Consider the following 18,910-nt stretch of genomic DNA (forward strand, 5'->3'; position numbering starts at 1 on the left):
AAATACTCACGCCCGGCCAGCCACGGAGCCTGACGCATGACCCAGAAGATCGCCCTCGTCACCGGCGCCTCGCGCGGCCTCGGCGCGGCCATGGCCGAACAGCTTGCCCTGCGCGGCTGGCATGTGGTGGCCGTCGCCCGCACCGTGGGCGCACTGGAGGAACTGGACGACCGCGTGAAATCCGCCCGCCTGCCCGGCGCGGGCGCGCTCACCCTCGCGCCGATGGACGTGACGAACGAGGACGCCATGCGCCATCTCTGCCGCTCCGTCCATGACCGCTGGGGCCATCTCGACCTCTGGGTGCACACGGCCATCCATGCCGCCCCCCTCGCCCCAATGGGCAGCCTCGATGCCAAGGATTGGGAAAAATCCATCGCCACCAATACCCGCGCCACGGGGCTCCTGATCCCGATGGTCGAACCCCTCCTGCGCGCCGCCCCCGATGGCGGCACGGCCTTCTTCCCGGATGACCCGAAAGCCGGCCAGAAGTTCCACGGCGCCTATGGTGCGACCAAGGCCGCGCAGATCGCGCTGGCGCGGTCATGGCAGGCCGAGGCGACAAAGCACGGCCCCCGCATCGTGATCGCCGAACCCGCGCCCATGCCCACCGCCACCCGCGCCCGTTTCCATCCCGGCGAAGACCGCGCGAAACTGGCCGATATCCGCGCCGAGGCCGCCCGCCTGCTCGACCTGATCTGAACTAACATGTCAGTTTGCCCTTGCTCCCGCCCCGCGCATCCGCTTGACTGCGCGCGTCAGCGATAGGGGATCACCGAACCATGCGCCTCGCCGGAAAAACCGCCTTCTGCACCGCCTCCGGCGCCGGGATCGGCCTTGCCACCATCCGCGCCTTCAAGGCCGAAGGCGCCCGCGTCATCGCCACCGACATCAGCAGAAAGGCGGTGGAGGACCTGCGCAATGAAGGCTTCGATGCCCACCGCCTCGATGTCACCGACGGTGCCGCCGTGGCTGCCATGGCGGCAGAGACCGGCCCTGTCGATATCCTCTTCAACTGCGCAGGCTTCGTCCATGCCGGCACGATCCTGGATTGCGAAGAGAAGGATTTCGACTTCTCGGTCGAATTGAACGTCAAGGCGCTCTACCGCGTCACCCGCGCCTTCCTGCCTGCCATGCTGGAACATGGCGGCGGGTCCATCGTCAACATCGCCTCGGTCGCCTCCTCGATCATCGCGGCGCCCAACCGCTTCGTCTATGGCGCGACCAAGGCCGCCGTCATCGGCATCACCAAATCCGTCGCCGCCGATTACGTGACCCGCGGCATCCGCTGCAACGCCATCTGCCCCGCCACAGTGGAATCGCCTTCGCTGGAACAGCGCATGCGCGCCCAAGGGGATTACGCGGCCGCCCGCGCCGCCTTCATCGCCCGCCAACCCATGGGCCGCATCGGCCAGCCCGAGGAAATCGCCCATCTGGCCGTCTATCTCGCCTCTGACGAATCCGCCTTCATGACCGGACAGGCGATCAGCATCGACGGTGGCTGGACCAACGTCTGACCCCGGAGGCCGCGAAAATTCTTCACGGAAGAATTTTCGCCCCAGCGCAGAGACAGAAGATTTTTCTCCGAAAAATCTTCATTCCCCGAAAATTCTTCGTACGAAGAATTTTCGCCCCTCACACCGCCGCCAGCCCTTCCGCGATCCCCGCCCAGAGCGCCTCGACCGGCTCCACCCCGATCGACAGCCGCAGAAAGCCTTCGGGCACCGCATCGCCCCAGCGCGCGCGGCGTTCGCCCGCGCTATGGGTGGACCCAAAGCTTGTCGTCCGCGCCATATAGGGGCAGGCTTCCAGAAACCGCTCCGCCGCCTCGGCACTCTCCAGGGTCACCCCGATCAGGAAGCCGAAGCCCCGCGCCTGCCGTGCCATCACCGCATGGGACGGGTCACCGGCCAGCCCCGGATAGCGCAAGGCCCCCACCTTGGGATGCGCGGCCAGCCGTTCTGCAATCACCTGCGCGCTCGCGCACATCCGCGCGAGGCGCAGTTCCAGCGTCTCGATCCCCCGATGCACCAGCCAGGCCTCGAATGCCCCCGGCACGGCGCCCGACAGTTTCCGCCAGTCCCGCACCCGTGCCATCAGCCCAGCATCCCGCCCCGCCACATGGCCGAAGAGCACATCCGCATGCCCCCCCGGCGCCTTGGTATCCGCGGCCACCACCAGATCCGCCCCAAGGTCCAGCGGGCGCTGCAACACCGCCGTCAGCGTGGTGTTGTCCACGATCACCACCGCCCCCGCCGCCTTGGCCCGCGCGGCCACCGCAGCAATGTCGCAGACCTCCAGCCCCGGATTGGAGGGCGTCTCCAGATAAACGATCCCCGCGCCGGCGAAATCCGCCTGCCCCATCTCCACCGTCGGCACATAGTCCAGCGTCACGCCGAAAGGTTTCAGGAACCCTTCCGCGAAAAGCCGCACGGTGTAATAGCCGTCCGAGGGCAGCACCACCCGCTTGCCCGGCACAACCGCCGCGAAAAGCGCCGCCGAGATCGCCGCCATGCCTGACGGAAAGCTCACGCATGGCGCGCCTTCCAGCACGGCCAGCTGCGCCTCCACCTCCTCCCATGTCGGCATCGCCATCCGGCCATAGATGAACCCGCCCACATCGCTGCGCGGCAGGTGATAGGTCGCGGCACTGACAAGAGGCGGCGTCACCGGATCGCCCTGTTCCAGCCGCGCCGCACGGTGATGCAGCAGGTCTGCGAAGCGGCGGTCGTCCTCATTGCGGATGGTCATGGGGCGGGTCTCCTTCCGCGCCGATCCTTCCCCCGGCGCAGGGCCGGATGCAACCCCGCACCGTTGCGCCCCGCCGCACCCCCGGGAGGGCTGCCTGCCCTCCCGGACCCACCCGGGGATATTTTCAGACAGAAAGTGATGGGGTCATTCCAGCCGGGCCGGGAAGCCTTCCGCCCGCAGATCGGTCCCCAGCGCATCTTCCAGCAGCTTCACGATCTGCGTCGATTGCGCCGTCCCGCCATAGACGGCCTTGCCTTTCATGAAGGTCTGGTTGGTCAGCGAGGCAAGGTCCAGCGGCACCCCGAATTCCTTGCCGAAGCCCATGGCAAAGCCCAGATCCTTCAGCGCAAGGTCCATCGTGAAGGCGATGTCATAGCTGCCATTCAGGATAAGCTGCCCCTCCGTCTCATGCACGAAACTCGTGCCGGAGGAGGCGGTGATCGCCTCCCAGGACGTCTTCAGGTCCAGCCCCCCCCGCTTGGCCAGCATCAGCGCCTCGCCATCCGCCACCAGATGGATGAAGGCCAGCATGTTCGTGATCACCTTGATGATCGCCGCCGATCCCAACGGGCCCATATGGAAGATGCGCTTCCCGATCGCCTGCAAGGCGGGCTTGTGCAGCTCGAAGAGGTCGGCATCGCCCCCCACCAGCACCGTGATCTCGCCCCGCGCGGCCAGATGGACGCCCCCGGTCACAGGCGCCTCCAGCAGCCGCACGCCCCCCGTCCTCGCCAGCCCCGCCAGCCGCAGGATATCCTCGCGCCCCAGCGTCGAATTCTCGATCCAGGTCGCCCCGGGCTTCATCGTGGTCAGAAGCTGCGCCAGCACCGCCTCCGACACGGCCGGCGAGGGCAGGCAGGTAAAGACATGGTCCGCCTCTGCCGCCACGCCCGCCGGGCTGTCGGCCACCCTCGCCCCCATCGCCCGGTGCCGTTCCGCCAGCGCCGGATCGCGGTCATAGACCGTGACCTCATGCCCCGCGCGGATCAGGCTGGCCGCCAGATGCCCCCCGAGGTTGCCGAGGCCCACATATCCATATTTCATGCCCCATGCCCCACGATGGCCTTGACCTCGCAGAAGTCATGGATGCCCCAATCGGCATATTCCCGTCCGTTGCCCGACTGCTTGTAGCCGCCGAAGGGCGCGAACGTATCCCAGGCCGGGTAGTTCAGGCTGATCTGCCCCGCCCGCAGCCGCCGCGCCACGGCCACGGCCTCCGGCGTCGGCCCCTGCACATAGGCGGCAAGGCCATAGACCGTGTCATTGGCCATCGCCACCGCCTCATCCACCGTGTCATAGCCGATGACCGACAGGACGGGGCCAAAGATCTCTTCCCGCGCCACCGTCATGTCATTGGTGACATGGCCAAAGACCGTGGGCCGCACGAACCAGCCCCGGTTCACGCCGACCGGACGGCCCACGCCACCGGTGACCAGCGTCGCGCCCTCGTCGATCCCCTTCTGGATCAGGGCCTGCACCTTGTCGAATTGCAGCTTGCTGACCAGCGGCCCCATCGTCACGGACGCGTCATTGGGATCGCCCACGACCACGGCCTCCGCCGCTTCCTTCGCCACGGCCAGCGCCTCGTCCATCCGGCCCGCCGGCACGAACATCCGCGTCGGCGCATCGCAGGACTGCCCCGTATTGCCAAAGCAACCCTCGACCCCGCCCTTCACGGCTGCCGCCAGATCGGCGGTGGGGAGGATGATATTGGCCGATTTCCCGCCCAGTTCCTGCGCCACGCGCTTCACCGTGGGTGCCGCCGCCGCCGCCACGGCCGTCCCCGCGCGGGTGGACCCGGTAAAGGACACCATGTCCACCTCGGGATGGGCCGACATCCGCGCCCCCACTTCCGGCCCGGTCCCGTTCACCAGGTTGAACACCCCCGCCGGAACCCCCGCCGCATGGCAGACCTCGGCAAAGAGGATGCCCGACAAGGGCGCAATCTCCGACGGCTTCAGCACCATGGTGCAGCCTGCCGCGATGGCCGGCCCCACCTTGCAGGCGATCTGGTTCATCGGCCAGTTCCAGGGCGTGATCAGCGCGCAGACCCCGATCCCCTCGCGGATCAGCAGCGTCTCGCCCCGCATCTCTTCCCAGTGGAACTCCTTCGCCGCCTTGATCGTGCTTTCCAGATGCACCTGCCCTGCCCAGGCCTGCGCCTCGCGCGCCCAGGCCATCGGCGCGCCCATCTCGGTGCTCATGGCGACCGCGAATTCCTCATAGCGCTTGTTGTACTCGGCCAGAATCGCCTCCAGCAGCGCGATCCGATCCGCCGCCTTCCAGGAGGAAAAGCCGTCAAAGGCCGCCCGCGCCGCCAGGATCGCCCGGTCGGCATCGGCCACTGTGCCCAGGGCCACCTGCGCGACGATCTCCTCCGTCGCGGGGTTTTCCACACCCATCGTGGTCCCGCCCAGAGGCGCCACCCATTCCCCGTTGATGTAGAATTTCGAAAGATTCGCGTAAGCCATTCTGATCCTCACCGGAAATAGATGTTGAACCGCGCCCTGATCGCGGCATCGACCTCGGGCTCCACCCGGCAGCCCGCCTTCGCCAGAATCTCATTCTTGCGCCGGATCGCGGTGTCCAGCAACAAGGGTTTCCCGGCCTCGTTCCATTCCTTGGGGCTCATCCGGTTGCCCACATTGGGATAGATATATTCCGTCTGCATCAGGCTCAGCGTCTGCTCCGACCCGAGGTAATGCCCCGGCCCGCCCAGACAGACCTCCTTCATCGCCTCGATGGAGGTGCTGTCCTCCGTCACGTCGATCCCCCGCACCAGCCGCATCGCCTGCCCCAGCAGGTCATCGCCAAGAACGAGGCTCTCCAGACAGAAGCCCAGCAGCGAGGCATGCATCCCCACCGCCTCATAGCACATGTTCAGCCCCGCCAGACCGGCCAGCGAATTGGTGATCCCCTGCTCCCACCCGGCCTGCATGTCGGGAAGCTTCGAGTCGGAGATGCCCGAGGCAGCGCCCCCCGGCAGGTCATAGAAACGGTGCATCTGCGCGCAGCCCGCCGTCAGCAGCGCCTGTTCCGCCGACCCGCCGCTCATCGCCCCGGTCCGCAGGTCGCTGACAAAGGGCCAGGTGCCAAAGATCGCCGGCGCCCCCTTCTTGATCGCGTTCACATAGACGACCCCGGCAAGGCACTCTGCCACCGCCTGCACGATGGTCAGGGCGATGGGCGCAGGCGCCGTCGCCCCCGCCTGCCCCGCCGACAGCAGCAGCATGGGCATGCCCCGCCGGATGCAATCCTCCATCGTGATGCAGGACTCTTCCGCAAACTTCATCGGCGGCACGACGAAGCAGTTGGAATTGCTGACAAATGGCCGCTCCAGCCACTTCTCCTCGCCACCCGCCACCATATAAAGCATGTCAAAACAATCCGCGACATGGGACGGATCGCTGAAGGATGTCCCCACATGCTTCTTCGTGCCCGCAAGGCAGGCATAAAGCGTGTTCAGGTCCATCTCCCTGTTGTCCACCACATCGCGGCAGACCATGGTGCGCTGATAGAAATGGATGTTGTCGAGGTTATCGACCAGCCGCGCCCCGTCATACAGGTCCTGCGCCGTCGACTCCCGATAGTCCAGCGTGATCGGGTCCACGATATGCACCGCCGCCCCCGCCGTGCCGAAATGCACATTCGTCCCGGTCAGATGCAGGTCATGCTTGGGGTCGCGCGCATAAAGCGTGATGTCCCGCGCCGCCACCGCCAGCATGTCCTCCACCAGCGCGCGGGGGAAGCGCAGCCGCCCGTCATCCCCCTGGATTGCCCCGGCGGCGGTCATGATCTCCACCCCCGATTTCGGCGCCTGGCTCAGCCCGATCACCTCCAGCGCCTCAAGGGCCGAGGCATGGATCTTCGCCATCCCGGCTTCCGTCAGGGGCTTGTACTGCCCCCCCGGCATCCCGCCCCGGACCGGCCGCACATTCTCGGCCAGAGGGGCCGCCCGCAGCGCCACCCGCGCCGACCGGCCCCCGGATCGCCCGGAAGCCCGCCGCGTCGGTTCGCACACCTCGCCAATATCGCTCATCGCCCGTTCTCCCTTGGCAGGGCCCGCCCGGCGCCAACGCCACGCAAGCCCTCACTTTCTGTCCAAAAATATCCTCGGGGGGTCCGGGGGGCAGACGGCCCCCCGGGGGTTCCACCCGCGCAACGTCTCACATCCGCACCCGCTCCGATTTCGGGTCATGCATCGGCACCAGCGAGGCCACCGCCCGATGCCGAACACCCGCCACCTCGATCTCATAGGCCGATCCCAGCACCTCTTCCTCGCTCTCGCCCGCGCAAGGCACATAGCCCATGCCGATCGCCCCGCCGAGGAAATGCCCGTAATTCCCGCTCGTCACCGGCCCCACGATCTTGCCATCCCGCACGATCGCCTCGTTGTGGAACAGCATCACCTCGGGGTCTTCCATCCGGAACTGCACCATCCGGCGCGACAGCCCCGCCTCCGCCTTCCGCAGCACCGCCTCGCGCCCCATGAAATCCGGCTTCTTCTTCGACACGGTAAAGCCCAGACCCGCCTCCAGCACATGATCCTCATCGGTGATGTCATGGCCCCAATGGCGATAGGCCTTCTCGATCCGGCAACTGTCCAGCGTGTGCAACCCGCACAGCGTGAAGCCCAGACCCTCGCCCGCCGCCTCCAGCGCCTCGAAGACATGCGCCGTCTGGTCGGAACTCACATAAAGCTCCCAGCCCAGCTCGCCCACGTAAGTGACCCGATGCGCGCGGGCCAAACCCATCCCCACCTCGATCTCCCGCGCCGTCCCGAAAGGATGGCCCGCATTGGAAAAATCGTCGGGGGAAACCCGCGCCATCAGATCGCGCGCCTTCGGCCCCATGACGCAGAGCACGCTTTCCGCCGCCGTCATGTCGGTGATGGTGACGAATTCCTCCCCCAGACAGCGCCGCAGATGCGCCAGATTGCGCTGAAGCGTCGCCCCCGGCACCACCAGCAGATAGGCCGTCTCCGACAGCCGCGTCACCGTCAGGTCGGCCTCGATCCCGCCCCGGTCATTCAGGAACATCGTATAGACAATGCGCCCCGGCGCCACATCCACCTCCGCCGAACAGACCCGGTTCAGGAAGGCAGCCGCATCCCGCCCCTCCACCCGGATCTTCCCGAAGGACGTCATGTCGAAGAACCCGACCCCCTCCCGCACGGCCAGATGCTCGGCCTTCTGGTTCTCGAACCAGTTCTGCCGCTTCCAGGAATAGCGATATTCACGCTCCTGCCCCGGACGCGCGAACCAGTTCGCCCGCTCCCATCCGGCCACCTCGCCAAACACCGCGCCCCGCGCCTTCAGATGCTCATGCAGCGGCGTCCGCCGCACCCCGCGGCTCGTCACCACCTGCCGATAGGGGAAATGGTCCGCATACAAGAGCCCCAGCGTCTCGCTCACCCGCTCCTTGAGGTAAGCCCGGTTCCGCTGGAACGGCTGCGCCCGGCGGATATCCACCTCCCAAAGATCAAAGGGCGGCTCCCCTTCCGTGATCCACGAGGCCAGCGCCATCCCCGCGCCGCCCGACCCGGCAATCCCGACCGAGTTATACCCGGCCGCAATCCAATAGCCCCGCAATTCCGGCGCCTCGCCCAGATAATAGCGGTCATCCGGCGTGAAACTCTCCGGCCCGTTGAAAAACGTATGAATCCCCGATGTCTGGAACAACGGCATCCGGTTCATCGCATGCTCAAGGATGGGCATGAAATGATCCCAATCCTCGGGCAGCGTGTCGAACATGAAATCCTCGCGGATGCCCTCCATCCCCCAGGGCTTCGCCTTGGGCTCAAAGGCCCCGATCATCATCTTGCCCGCGTCGGATTTGTAATAGGCGCATTCATCCGGTACCCGCAGCACGGGCAGATGGCCCAGCCCCTCCACCGGTTCGGTGATCAGATAGAAATGCTCGCAGGCATGCAGCGGCAGCGTGACGCCCGACTGCGCCGCCAGATCGCGCCCCCACATCCCCCCGCAATTCACCACCACATCGGCGGCGATGAACCCAGGCTCCCCATCCGCGCCCACATAATCCACCCCGGTCACGCGGCCGCCCGCCTGACGCACCCCCGTCACCTTCGTATGCTCAAAGATCGCCGCCCCGCGCATCCGCGCGCCCTTGGCCAGCGCCATGGCGATATTCGCCGGGTCGCATTGCCCGTCCAGCGGCAGATGCACCGCCCCCACCACATCCGACACGTTCAGATGCGGATACATCTCCTTCACCTGCGACGGCGAGATTTCCGCCACATCCACCCCGAAGATGCGCGCCACCGTCGCCTGCCGCAGCAATTCCTCGCGCCGATGCTCCGTCAGCGCGACCGAGATGCTGCCCACCTGCCGCATCCCCGTCGCCACCCCGGTTTCGGCCTCCAGCTTCACATACAGATCCGCCGAATACTTCGCCAACCGCGTCATGTTCGCGGAACCGCGCAACTGCCCGATCAGCCCCGCCGCATGCCATGTCGTCCCGCTGGTCAACTGCTTGCGTTCCAGCAGCACCACGTCCTTCCACCCCGCCTTGGCCAGATGATAGGCCACCGAACAGCCCGACACGCCGCCCCCGATGACCACGGCACGCGCGTTTGCAGGAATGGTCATGTCTTTGTCTCCGAAGGGATCAATACCAGTTTTCCGGGAAACCGCCCCGCGGCCAGATCGGCCTGCGCGCGCCCGATATCGCGCAGAGGATAGGTGTTCGATACCACGGGCCGAAGGCGCGCGGTGTTGATGATCGTGACCAGACCCGCGAACACCTCGCGCGGCTGATGGGTGGCGCCATAGATCGTCAGATCGTTCAGATAGACCCGGCGCAGATCGCCCTGCACCATCGCCCCCGCCACCGCCCCGCTCGTCGCATAGCGCCCGCCGGGCCGCAGCGCATCCAGCCGCTGCTGCCAGCCGTCACCGCCCACCACATCAATCACCACGTCAAACGCCTTGTCCTGCGGCACGCCATCACGCGCCAGCACCGCCACGTTCATGGCGCGCAGGGGGGCGGATTTCGACAGGCTGCACTGCCCGGTCACCTCGGCCCCGCGCAGCAGCGCCAGTTGCACCGCCGCCAGCCCCACCCCGCCCGAGGCTCCGGTCACCAGCACCCGCTCCCCCACCGCCACTTGCGCCCGGTGCAACAGGTTATGCGCCGTGCCATAGGCACAGGGCATCGCCCCGATTTCCACATCGGACAAAGGCGAGGCGCTGACATCATGCAGATGCCGCGCCTTCACGAGGCAATATTGCGCGAAGGCCCCGTCAAACTCCGATCCGATCGACACGAAGGCAATCGGATTTTCGGCCGTCGGCTCATGCTGGTTCGTCGGGCAGATCACCCGCGCGCCCAGCGCCAATCCCTCAACCCCGTCGCCCAGCGCCACGATCCGCCCGCAGAGGTCAGAGCCCTGTATCCGAGGAAAGCCCATCGACCCCGACCATCCCGCCGCCCGCCCCTCGCCGCCATACCAGCCGACGCGCGTGTTGATATCGGTCATGTTGACGCCCGCCGCCAGCACACGCACCAGCACCTCGCCCGCTCCCGGACGCGGCACGGGGATATCGTCACGCCAGACCAGCGCCTCCGGCCCGCCATGGCGGATCAACTGCACGCCAGACATGGTGGCCGGGATCGTCATGCCCGGATACGCTCGTTCTTCGCATCCCAGAGCGGCGCATCCTCGCAGACCACCGCCGGATAGCGTTCCCCGAAAATCTCCACCTCGACCGCCGTCCCCGGCACCGCCAGCTCCGCCCGCAGCATGCCCAGCGCCACGACCTTGCCCACCCGATGCCCGAAATAGCCGCTCGTCGTCTCGCCCACGACCTGACCGTCATGCCAGATCGTGCTCATATAGGGCGGATCGCAGTCCCCCGCCTCCACGGTCAGGGTCACGAAACACTTCGTCACCCCCCGCTGCTTCTCCGCCTCCAGCGCCGCCTTGCCCCGGAAGGCAGGCTTGGCCCAATCCACGAACCGCTCCAACCCGCCCTGCAAGACGGTGTAATCGGTGGAAAGATCGCCCTTCCAGGCCCGATACCCTTTCTCCACCCGCAGGGAATTCAGCGCGAACATCCCGAAAGGCCGCAGCCCCAAAGGCCGCCCCGCCGCCAGCACGGCGGCAAAGACATCAGGCGTATCGCCCACACGGCTATGGATCTCCCAGCCGAGTTCCCCGGCAAAACTCACGCGCATCAGGACGATCGGCCGTCCGGCAAGCTGCGCCACCTGCCAGGTCAGCCAGCCCTTCGCCAGATCGGCCTCCGCCCCCGCCGCAGCCAGCACCTCCCGCGCCTTCGGCCCGGTCAGGATCTGCGTTGACCACTCCGCCGATTCATCCACCAGCGTCAGACCGGCAGGCAGGGTGGACAGCAGCCATTCCTTGTCATGCATCTGCGCCGTGGCGGCGGTGATCAGCAGCACCTCCTCCTCCGCGATCCGCGCGACCGACATCTCGGTGACGATCCGCCCCTTCTCATCGGCGAAATAGGCCAGACCCAGCCGCCCGATGCCCGGCACCTTCCCTGTGATCTGCGCCGAGAGCCAGTCCACTGTCCCCGCCCCGCGCACCCGGAACCGGCTGAACCCCGGCAGGTCAAGGATGCCGCAGGCATCGCGCACGGCCAGGCATTCCTCGCGCACCGCGCCGAACCAGGGCCCTTCCCGCTCCCAGGTCCGCTGCGCCGCCTCCGACGTGTCATCGCCGGGCCGCGCATACCACAGCGCCCGCTCCCAGCCATTGTAAGGCCCGAACTGCGCCCCCATCGCCGCAACCGTCTCATGCACCGCGGAAAGCTTCTTCCCCCGCCCCACAGGCCAGACATGATGCGGGAAATGGATGGCATATTCATGCCCATAGACTTCCATCCCCTTGGCCACGCAGTAATCCGGGTCCTCGAACCCGGTAAAGCGGCGCGGATCGCAGGACCACATGTCCCATTCCGTCGCCCCCTCCGTCACCCATTCCGCCAGCACCTTGCCCGCGCCCCCCGCCTGACAGATGCCAAAGGTGAAGACACAGGCCTCAAAGGCATTGGGCACGCCGGGCATAGGCCCGATCAATGGGTTGCCATCCGGGGTATAGGGGATCGGCCCGTTGATGACCTTGGTCAGGTTCGCCTGCGCCAGCAGCGGCACCCGCGCCATCGCGTCATTGATATGCCATTCCAGCCGCTCCAGATCGTCGGGGAACAACTGGAAGGAAAAATCCTCCGGCATCGGGTCATCGGCCTTGTCCCAATGCGCTCGGCAATTCCCCTCATAAGGCCCCAGATTGAAACCATATTTCTCCTGCCGCAGGTAATAGGAGGAATCCACATCCCGCAGCAGCGGCAGCTTGTGCCCCACCCCTTTCGACCAGCTTTCCAGTTCGGGGATCGTGTCGAAGAGCATGTATTGATGGCTCATCACCATCATCGGCAGGTCGCGGCCGAACATCTTGGCCACCTCGCGCGCATAATAGCCGGCGGCGTTCACCACGATCTCGCAGCGGATCTCGCCCTTCGGCGTCTCCACCACCCACTCATCCCCCTCGCGCCGCACCCCCGTCGCCGGGCAGAACCGCTCGATCCGCGCCCCCATCTGGCGCGCCCCCTTGGCCAGCGCCTGCGTCAGTTGCGCCGGGTCGATATCGCCATCATAAGGGTCATACAGCGCCCCGGTCAGGTCATGCGTCTCGACGAAAGGGTAACGCGACCGGATCTCGTCGGGGCCAAGGATATCAAGGTCCATCCCCTGATACCGCCCCATCCCCACCACGCGCTTGAATTCCTGCAACCGCTCCTTGCTATGCCCCAGCCGCACCGACCCGGTCACATGGTAATTCATCGGATAATCCACGGCCTCGCCCAGACCGCGATAGAGCTGCGCCGAATAGCGCTGCATGTTCATGATCGACCAGCTCGACGAAAAGGTCGGCACATTCCCCGCCGCATGCCATGTGCTGCCAGCGGTCAGCTCGTTCTTCTCCAGAAGGACGCAATCCGTCCATCCCGCTCTGGCCAGATGATAGAGCGACGACGCCCCCACCGCGCCCCCGCCAATGATCACCACCCGCGCGCTCGTGGGAAAATCCGCCATCACATCCTCCGTCCATTCCGCGCGAAAGGATGACAGCGCGCCGCCCCCCTTTCAATTCGCCCGGACCCGGCATATTGATCGGAAAACCCGATTAGGCACAGCCCAGACGCGCCCATGCAGATCGACCTTCTGGAAACCTTCCTCGACCTCTGCGACACGCGCAGCTTCAACCGCAGCGCGGAACGGCTCGGCATCACCCAATCCACCGTCTCGGCCCGCATCGCGGCGCTGGAACAGTCCCTCGGCGCGAAACTCTTCACCCGCTCCCGCGCCGGCACCGACCTCACCACCGAAGGCAAGCGCTTCGAACCCCACGCCCGCGCCCTGCGCCATGAATGGCACGAGGCGCGGCGGAGGATTCAGGTCCCCGACCGCGCCGCCCATCTGATCCGGCTCGGCATCCAGAACGACCTCGCCGCCCAGCATATCGGCGAATGGATCGCCGATTTCCGCCGCGCCCTACCCGATACGGCCTTCTACATCGAACCCGACTATTCCAACCAGATGTGCGCCGATGTCCTCACCGGCATCCTCGACTTCGCGGTGATGTATGCCCCGAAACCCCATCCCGACCTGCATTTCTCGGAACTGGGCGAAGTCACCTACCGCATGATCTCGACCGACACGGATCGCCGGGCCGAGGTGAACCCCCAGACCTTCATCTTCGCCCATTTCTCGCCGATGTTCGAAACCATGCATCGCGAGGTGACGCCCGAATTCGCCTCCGCCCCCGTCTCGGTCGGCCAAAGCGCCACCGTCGCCTCCCTCCTCACCGCAATGGGCGGCGCGGGCTATGTCCTTGAACGCAGCGCCACCCAGATGCTCGCCTCCGGCCGCTTCCGCGAGGTGACGGATGCCCCGGTCCTGCGCCAGCCGGTCTATGCCGCCGTCCATCTGCGCCACCGCATCACGCCCCTGCACCGCAAGCTTCACCGCATCGTCCAGCGCCGCCTCACGGGCCGGTAAGGCGCCTTCTCCACTTTCTGTCTGAAAATATCCTCGGGGGTCCGGGGGCAGACAGCCCCCGGCGACCTGCCACCTGTCCCCGCCGCCGGGGCACCTCACCCGAAGGGCCGCGACCTTGCCACCCTCGGGGTCCCAGGCACCCAGAACCCCCACCTATGACCTGACATCCCCGCCATAACCCACCTGCCTGGCCCTCCCCGCCGTTGCGCGAAATGCCCCGCCAGCGCGCGCTGCGTGGCCACAGTCTGCTGCACAGTTTGCGGCACGGAAAACGGCACAGCCAGGACGGGCCGCTCAGACCATGGTCCGCAGCCGATATCCCGGCCCGTGCAGCAGCCGGACAAAGGTGATCGGCGCCTCCGCCGTCCAGGTCGCCCGCTCCGTCACAAAGACCGGATCGCCCGCCCGTATCCCCAGCGCCGCCGCCTCCGCCGCCGTTGCCAATTCGGCAGAAAACTCAATATCCCCCGTGGCATAGGCCACATTCTGCACCAGCCATTCATTGGCGCTGACCGCCGCGAAATCCGGCACCACGCCCCCCGGCAACACCGCGATGTTCAGCCAGCGCACCTCATGCGCAAAGGGCCGCCCCCCCGCCAGATGCAGCGTCTCCAGAAACAGCAACCGCGCCCCCGCCGCCACCCCCATCCGCAGCGCCACCGACAGCGGCACAGCCTCCATCCGGCGCTCCAGAACGCGATGACCATAGACCTCACCCCGCGCCTCAACCTCCTGACGGATAATGGAAATCTCCAGCGTCGCCTTGCGCACCGGCAGCAGCGCGACCCGCGTCCCCGCCTTCCGCCGCCGCTCCAGCAACCCCGCCTCCGCCAGATCGCGCAGCGCCCGGTTCACCGTCGCCCGCGCCACGCCGAACTCCACCGCCAGCGCCTCTTCCCCCGGAATCACATCCCCCGGCGCCCAGACCCGCCCCCGGATGCGGCGCAGCACCTCGTCCCGCACGCCCTCCCAGCCCATCACGCCCGCTCCCGCAGGCCCGCCATCACCGCGCGGAACCGCCGCTCCACCGCCTCCCGCGCCACATGCCGCCCGCCCGTCACCACATGCCGCCCGGCCGACCAGACCTCCGCCACCAGCGCATCATTCCCCGCAAAAACAAAGGCATCGAGGATTTCATCCCCCTCCCGCCCCGCCAGATGCAGCGCCCCCATCTCCAGCGCCACAAGGTCCGCCACCGCCCCCTCGGCAATCGCGCCCGAGGCCCGCCCCGCCGCCATCGCCCCCCCGGCGACGCAACCCTCCCACAGCACCCGCCCCGTGGACCGCGTCCCATCGGCCAGCATCGCCCGCCCCCGGTTGCGCAGCCGCTGCGAATATTCAAACAGCCGCAATTCCTCGGCGAGCGAGATCCGCACATTGGAATCCGACCCCACGCCCCAATGCCCGCCCGCCGCCGCAAAGCGCACCCCGTCGAAGATGCCATCCCCCAGATTGGCCTCGGTGATCGGGCACAGCCCCGCCACCGCCCCCGACCGTGCCAGCGCCACCGTCTCTCCTTCCGTCATCTGCGTGCAATGGATCGGGCACCACCGCCCATCCACCGCCGCATTGGCCAGCAGCCATTCGACAGGCCGCGCCCCCATCGCGGCAGAAACCTCTTCCACTTCCGCCACTTGCTCGGCCAGATGGATATGGATCGGCGCCCCCGGCGCGATCTCCTCCGCCATCCGCAGCCCGGCCCGATCCACCGCCCGCAGGGAATGCGGCGCCACCCCCGTCACCCCGTCCGGCACGCGTTTCACCGATGCCGCTGCCCCCTCCCACAGGGCGGCAAAGCGCTCCGGATCATTGCCAAAGCGCTTCTGACCCGAGGTCAGCGCCCGCCCGTCACAACCCCCACGCTGATACAGCACCGGCAGCAGCGTCAGGCCGAACCCGGTTTCTTCCGCGGCGTTGACGATCCGTTCAGACATTTCTGCGAGGTTTGCATAGGGCGCGCCTCCGGGCTGATGATGCAGATAATGGAACTCCGCCACGGCGGCGAACCCGGCCTCGGCCATCTCCACCATCACCTGCGCGGCAATCGCCTCCACATCTTCGGGCGTCAACCGGTCCAGAAAGCGATACATCAGGCTCCGCCAGGTCCAGAAACTGTCCTGCCCCGCGCTCCGCCGCTCTGTCATCCCTGCCATCGCGCGCTGAAACATGTGCGAATGCAGGTTCACCGGCGCGGGCAGCAGGCATCCGACCCGCATCCCCCCCGCCGCAGGCCCGACCGACGCAATCCGCCCGTCCTCGATCCGCAGCCCCACATCCGAAGCCCAGCCCCCCGGCAGCAATGCGCGTTCCGCATGGATCAGCATCTCGGTCCCTCGCTTGACAGGTCCATATGTATATACATAATAGCGCCAACCTCGAACATAAGGCAAGGTGCCATGGCGATTCTCCTGACCGGGATCACGGCGGCGACGATGCGGGGCGGCTATGGCCTGATCCCCGACGCCGCCCTCCTGATCGAAGGCGACAGCATCGCCTGGATCGGCCCGCGCAGCAGCGCACCACGGGCTGAAACCATTGACTTCCAAGGAAAACTCCTCACCCCCGGCCTGATCGACGCCCATACCCACCTCGTCTTCGCCGGCAACCGCGCTGCCGAGTTCGAGCTTCGCCTGCAAGGCGCCAGCTATGAGGAAATCGCCCGTCAGGGCGGCGGCATCCTCTCCACCGTCACCGCCACCCGCTCCGCGACCGAGGATGACCTCATCGCCCAATCCCTCCCCCGCCTCGACGCGATGATCGCCCAGGGCACCACCACCGTCGAAATCAAATCCGGCTACGGCCTGACGGTTGCCGACGAACTCAAGATGCTCCGCGCCGCCCGCCGCCTTGGGCAACTCCGCCCCGTGACCATCGTCACCACCCACCTCGCCGCCCATGCCATCCCCCCGGAATACAAGGGAAATCCCGACGCCTATATCGAAGGCGTCGCCATCCCCTCCCTCCGCGCCGCCCATGCCGAAGGCCTGATCGACGCCGTGGATGCCTTCTGCGAAACCATCGCCTTCACCCCCGCACAGGTGGACCGCCTCTTCACCGCCGCCCGCGCCCTCGGCCTGCGGGTCAAGCTCCACGCCGAACAGCTTTCCGACCAGGGCGGCGCGCAACTCGCCGCCCGCCACGCCGCGCTTTCGGCGGATCATCTCGAACATCTCTCCGCCGAAGGCATCGCCGACATGGCCCATGCGGGCACCGTCGCGGGCATCCTGCCCGGCGCCTTCTACACCCTGCGCGACACGCATCTCCCGCCCATCGCGACACTCCGCGCGGCCAGCGTCCCGATGGCCGTCGCCACCGATTGCAACCCCGGCTCCTCACCCATGACCTCGCTGCCCCTGGCCATGAACATGGCCTGCACCCTCTTCCGCATGACCCCGGAAGAGGCGCTGCTCGGCACCACCGCCCATGCCGCCCGCGCCCTCGGCCTGTCCGATCGCGGCACGCTCGCCCCGGGCATGCGCGCCGATCTCTGCCTCTGGAACCTCGCGCATCCAGCCGAACTCAGCTACCGGATCGGGGCTGAGGCCTTGCATAAATCAATCATCGGAGGCCGCGTTGACCCCTGAAATCCTCAATCCGGGCGGCACTACGCTTACACAAATCGAACATATCTACCGGTCGCAGCGTCCTGCCCGCCTGCACCCTTCGGCCCGCGCCGGGGTCGAAGCCGCAGCCGCCCGCATCGCCTCCGCCGCCGCAGGCGAAACCGCCGTCTATGGCGTCAACACAGGCTTCGGCAAACTCGCCTCGCTCAAGATCGCGGCCAAGGACACCGCCACCCTCCAGCGCAACCTGATCCTGTCGCATTGCTGCGGCGTGGGCGACCCCATGCCCCGCCCGATCGCCCGACTGATGATGGCGCTGAAACTCCTCTCCCTCGGCCGCGGCGCTTCCGGCGTGCGGTGGGAGGTCATCGCCCTCCTCGAAGCCATGCTGGAACAGGGCGTGACTCCCGTTATCCCCGCCCAGGGCTCCGTCGGCGCCTCCGGCGATCTCGCCCCCCTCGCCCATATGACCGCCGTGATGATCGGCGCGGGCGAGGCCGAGGTGGACGGCAAGATCCTCCCTGCGACCGAAGCCCTTGCCGCGAAAGGCCTTTCCCCCGTCACGCTCGGCCCCAAGGAAGGCCTCGCCCTCATCAACGGCACGCAATTCTCCACCGCCTATGCCCTGGCGGGCCTCTTCGACGCCTGGCGCAATGCGCAGGCCGCACTTGTCATTTCGGCCCTGTCCACCGATGCCATCATGGGCTCCACCGCCCCCCTCCATCCGCAGATCCACGCCCTGCGCGGCCATGCCGGGCAGATCGAGGCCGCCGCCACCCTGCGCGCCCTGCTCGACGGGTCGGAAATCCGCGAAAGCCACCGCGAAGGCGATACACGCGTGCAGGATCCCTACTGCATCCGCTGCCAGCCGCAGGTCACCGGCGCGGCGATGGATGTCCTGCGTCAGGCCGCGCAAACCCTTGAAATCGAAGCCAATGCCGCCACCGACAACCCGCTGGTGCTGGCCGACGGCCAGATCGTTTCGGGCGGCAATTTCCACGCCGAACCCGTGGGTTTCGCCGCCGACATGATCGCCCTGGCGATCAGCGAAATCGGCGCCATCGCCCAGCGCCGCGTCGCCCTGATGGTGGACCCGACCCTCTCCTTCGACCTGCCCCCCTTCCTGACGCCGAACCCCGGCCTCAACTCCGGCCTGATGATCGCCGAAGTCACCACGGCGGCGCTGATGAGCGAAAACAAGCACCTCGCCCATCCCACCGTCACCGACAGCACCCCCACCTCCGCCAATCAGGAAGACCATGTCAGCATGGCCGCCCATGGCGCCCGCCGCCTGCGCGCAATGAACGCCAACCTCTCCCGCATCCTGGGGGTGGAGGCGCTCTGCGCCGCCCAGGGCGTGGAATTCCGCGCACCGCTCGCCACATCGCAACCGCTGCAAAAGACCCTCGCCCGCCTGCGCAGCGAGGTCGCCACCCTGGGCGAAGACCGCTACCTCGCGCCCGACCTCGAAACCGCCGCCCGCCTCGTCGCCTCCGGCGCGCTGGCAGAGGCTGCCTCCCTCCCGCTTCCCATGCTCTGAAGGGCAACCC

Annotated in this window: 14 protein-coding genes; 5 read left to right on the forward strand and 9 right to left on the reverse strand. The window is 67.2% G+C overall.

Going from position 1 to position 18,910, the window contains the following annotated elements; all coding sequences use genetic code 11:
• Positions 1 to 36: 36 nt before the first annotated feature.
• Together C0V75_RS09445 and C0V75_RS09450 are read left to right on the forward strand one after the other, a co-directional pair.
• Positions 37 to 699, forward strand: a complete 663-nt coding sequence (locus C0V75_RS09445; RefSeq protein WP_101920611.1) for an SDR family oxidoreductase — start codon at positions 37 to 39, stop codon at positions 697 to 699.
• An 80-nt stretch (positions 700 to 779) separates the two neighbouring features.
• A complete protein-coding gene (locus C0V75_RS09450; protein WP_101920612.1) occupies positions 780 to 1,514 on the forward strand; it encodes an SDR family oxidoreductase in 735 nt (244 codons plus the stop codon).
• Between the two features lie 118 nt (positions 1,515 to 1,632).
• Here C0V75_RS09450 and C0V75_RS09455 read toward each other — a convergent pair whose 3' ends face one another.
• The 7 genes from C0V75_RS09455 to C0V75_RS09485 all read right to left on the reverse strand — a co-directional run bounded on the left by C0V75_RS09455 (position 1,633) and on the right by C0V75_RS09485 (position 12,831).
• On the reverse strand, positions 1,633 to 2,748 hold the full coding sequence (locus tag C0V75_RS09455) for a cystathionine gamma-lyase (protein WP_101920613.1): 1,116 nt from the start codon (positions 2,746 to 2,748) through the stop codon (positions 1,633 to 1,635).
• 144 nt (positions 2,749 to 2,892) lie between these two features.
• A complete protein-coding gene (locus C0V75_RS09460; RefSeq protein WP_101920614.1) occupies positions 2,893 to 3,792 on the reverse strand; it encodes an NAD(P)-dependent oxidoreductase in 900 nt (299 codons plus the stop codon).
• The gene (locus C0V75_RS09465) at positions 3,789 to 5,219 is read right to left on the reverse strand and encodes an aldehyde dehydrogenase family protein (protein ID WP_101920615.1); all 1,431 of its coding nucleotides are present in this window, start codon (positions 5,217 to 5,219) and stop codon (positions 3,789 to 3,791) included. Before C0V75_RS09465 ends, C0V75_RS09460 begins: the two co-directional genes overlap by 4 nt.
• Positions 5,220 to 5,227: 8 nt before the next feature.
• Positions 5,228 to 6,787, reverse strand: coding sequence for a trimethylamine methyltransferase family protein (locus C0V75_RS09470; protein WP_101920616.1), 1,560 nt, complete (start codon positions 6,785 to 6,787; stop codon positions 5,228 to 5,230).
• Between the two features lie 127 nt (positions 6,788 to 6,914).
• Entirely contained in the window at positions 6,915 to 9,359 is a 2,445-nt protein-coding gene (locus C0V75_RS09475; protein WP_101920617.1) for an FAD-dependent oxidoreductase, read from the reverse strand.
• The gene (locus C0V75_RS09480; protein WP_101920618.1) at positions 9,356 to 10,390 is read right to left on the reverse strand and encodes an alcohol dehydrogenase catalytic domain-containing protein; all 1,035 of its coding nucleotides are present in this window, start codon (positions 10,388 to 10,390) and stop codon (positions 9,356 to 9,358) included. Before C0V75_RS09480 ends, C0V75_RS09475 begins: the two co-directional genes overlap by 4 nt.
• Positions 10,387 to 12,831 (reverse strand): FAD-dependent oxidoreductase, encoded by a 2,445-nt coding sequence (locus C0V75_RS09485; protein WP_101920619.1) that lies wholly within the window; start codon positions 12,829 to 12,831, stop codon positions 10,387 to 10,389. Before C0V75_RS09485 ends, C0V75_RS09480 begins: the two co-directional genes overlap by 4 nt.
• A gap of 114 nt (positions 12,832 to 12,945) precedes the next feature.
• Between C0V75_RS09485 and C0V75_RS09490 the strand changes: the two genes are divergently transcribed.
• The gene (locus C0V75_RS09490) at positions 12,946 to 13,797 is read left to right on the forward strand and encodes a LysR family transcriptional regulator (RefSeq protein WP_101920620.1); all 852 of its coding nucleotides are present in this window, start codon (positions 12,946 to 12,948) and stop codon (positions 13,795 to 13,797) included.
• Positions 13,798 to 14,091: 294 nt separating this feature from the next.
• Here the strand turns inward: C0V75_RS09490 and C0V75_RS09495 are convergent, their stop codons facing one another.
• Both C0V75_RS09495 and C0V75_RS09500 read right to left on the reverse strand, forming a co-directional pair.
• On the reverse strand, positions 14,092 to 14,775 hold the full coding sequence (locus C0V75_RS09495) for a GntR family transcriptional regulator (protein WP_101920621.1): 684 nt from the start codon (positions 14,773 to 14,775) through the stop codon (positions 14,092 to 14,094).
• Entirely contained in the window at positions 14,775 to 16,121 is a 1,347-nt protein-coding gene (locus C0V75_RS09500) for a formimidoylglutamate deiminase (protein ID WP_101920622.1), read from the reverse strand. The genes C0V75_RS09495 and C0V75_RS09500 overlap by 1 nt, the downstream gene beginning before the upstream one ends.
• Positions 16,122 to 16,193: 72 nt before the next feature.
• Between C0V75_RS09500 and hutI the strand changes: the two genes are divergently transcribed.
• On the forward strand, positions 16,194 to 17,381 hold the full coding sequence (gene hutI, locus C0V75_RS09505) for an imidazolonepropionase (RefSeq protein ID WP_101920623.1): 1,188 nt from the start codon (positions 16,194 to 16,196) through the stop codon (positions 17,379 to 17,381).
• A complete protein-coding gene (gene hutH / locus C0V75_RS09510) occupies positions 17,371 to 18,900 on the forward strand; it encodes a histidine ammonia-lyase (RefSeq protein WP_101920624.1) in 1,530 nt (509 codons plus the stop codon). The genes hutI and hutH overlap by 11 nt, the downstream gene beginning before the upstream one ends.
• Positions 18,901 to 18,910 lie beyond the last annotated feature (10 nt).

This window comes from Tabrizicola sp. TH137 (assembly GCF_002855575.1).
In the GTDB taxonomy this organism is placed as follows: domain Bacteria; phylum Pseudomonadota; class Alphaproteobacteria; order Rhodobacterales; family Rhodobacteraceae; genus Paragemmobacter.

Coding starts and splice junctions, on each gene's coding strand:
- C0V75_RS09495 (WP_101920621.1), bottom strand. CDS start 14,775: ATGGGCTGGGAGGGCGTGCGGGACGAGGTGCTGCGCCGCATCCGGGGG.
- C0V75_RS09480 (WP_101920618.1), bottom strand. CDS start 10,390: ATGACGATCCCGGCCACCATGTCTGGCGTGCAGTTGATCCGCCATGGC.
- C0V75_RS09470 (WP_101920616.1), bottom strand. CDS start 6,787: ATGAGCGATATTGGCGAGGTGTGCGAACCGACGCGGCGGGCTTCCGGG.
- C0V75_RS09460 (WP_101920614.1), bottom strand. CDS start 3,792: ATGAAATATGGATATGTGGGCCTCGGCAACCTCGGGGGGCATCTGGCG.
- C0V75_RS09450 (WP_101920612.1), top strand. CDS start 780: ATGCGCCTCGCCGGAAAAACCGCCTTCTGCACCGCCTCCGGCGCCGGG.
- C0V75_RS09490 (WP_101920620.1), top strand. CDS start 12,946: ATGCAGATCGACCTTCTGGAAACCTTCCTCGACCTCTGCGACACGCGC.
- C0V75_RS09465 (WP_101920615.1), bottom strand. CDS start 5,219: ATGGCTTACGCGAATCTTTCGAAATTCTACATCAACGGGGAATGGGTG.
- C0V75_RS09475 (WP_101920617.1), bottom strand. CDS start 9,359: ATGACCATTCCTGCAAACGCGCGTGCCGTGGTCATCGGGGGCGGCGTG.
- hutI (WP_101920623.1), top strand. CDS start 16,194: ATGGCGATTCTCCTGACCGGGATCACGGCGGCGACGATGCGGGGCGGC.
- C0V75_RS09445 (WP_101920611.1), top strand. CDS start 37: ATGACCCAGAAGATCGCCCTCGTCACCGGCGCCTCGCGCGGCCTCGGC.
- C0V75_RS09500 (WP_101920622.1), bottom strand. CDS start 16,121: ATGCTGATCCATGCGGAACGCGCATTGCTGCCGGGGGGCTGGGCTTCG.
- C0V75_RS09485 (WP_101920619.1), bottom strand. CDS start 12,831: ATGGCGGATTTTCCCACGAGCGCGCGGGTGGTGATCATTGGCGGGGGC.
- C0V75_RS09455 (WP_101920613.1), bottom strand. CDS start 2,748: ATGACCATCCGCAATGAGGACGACCGCCGCTTCGCAGACCTGCTGCAT.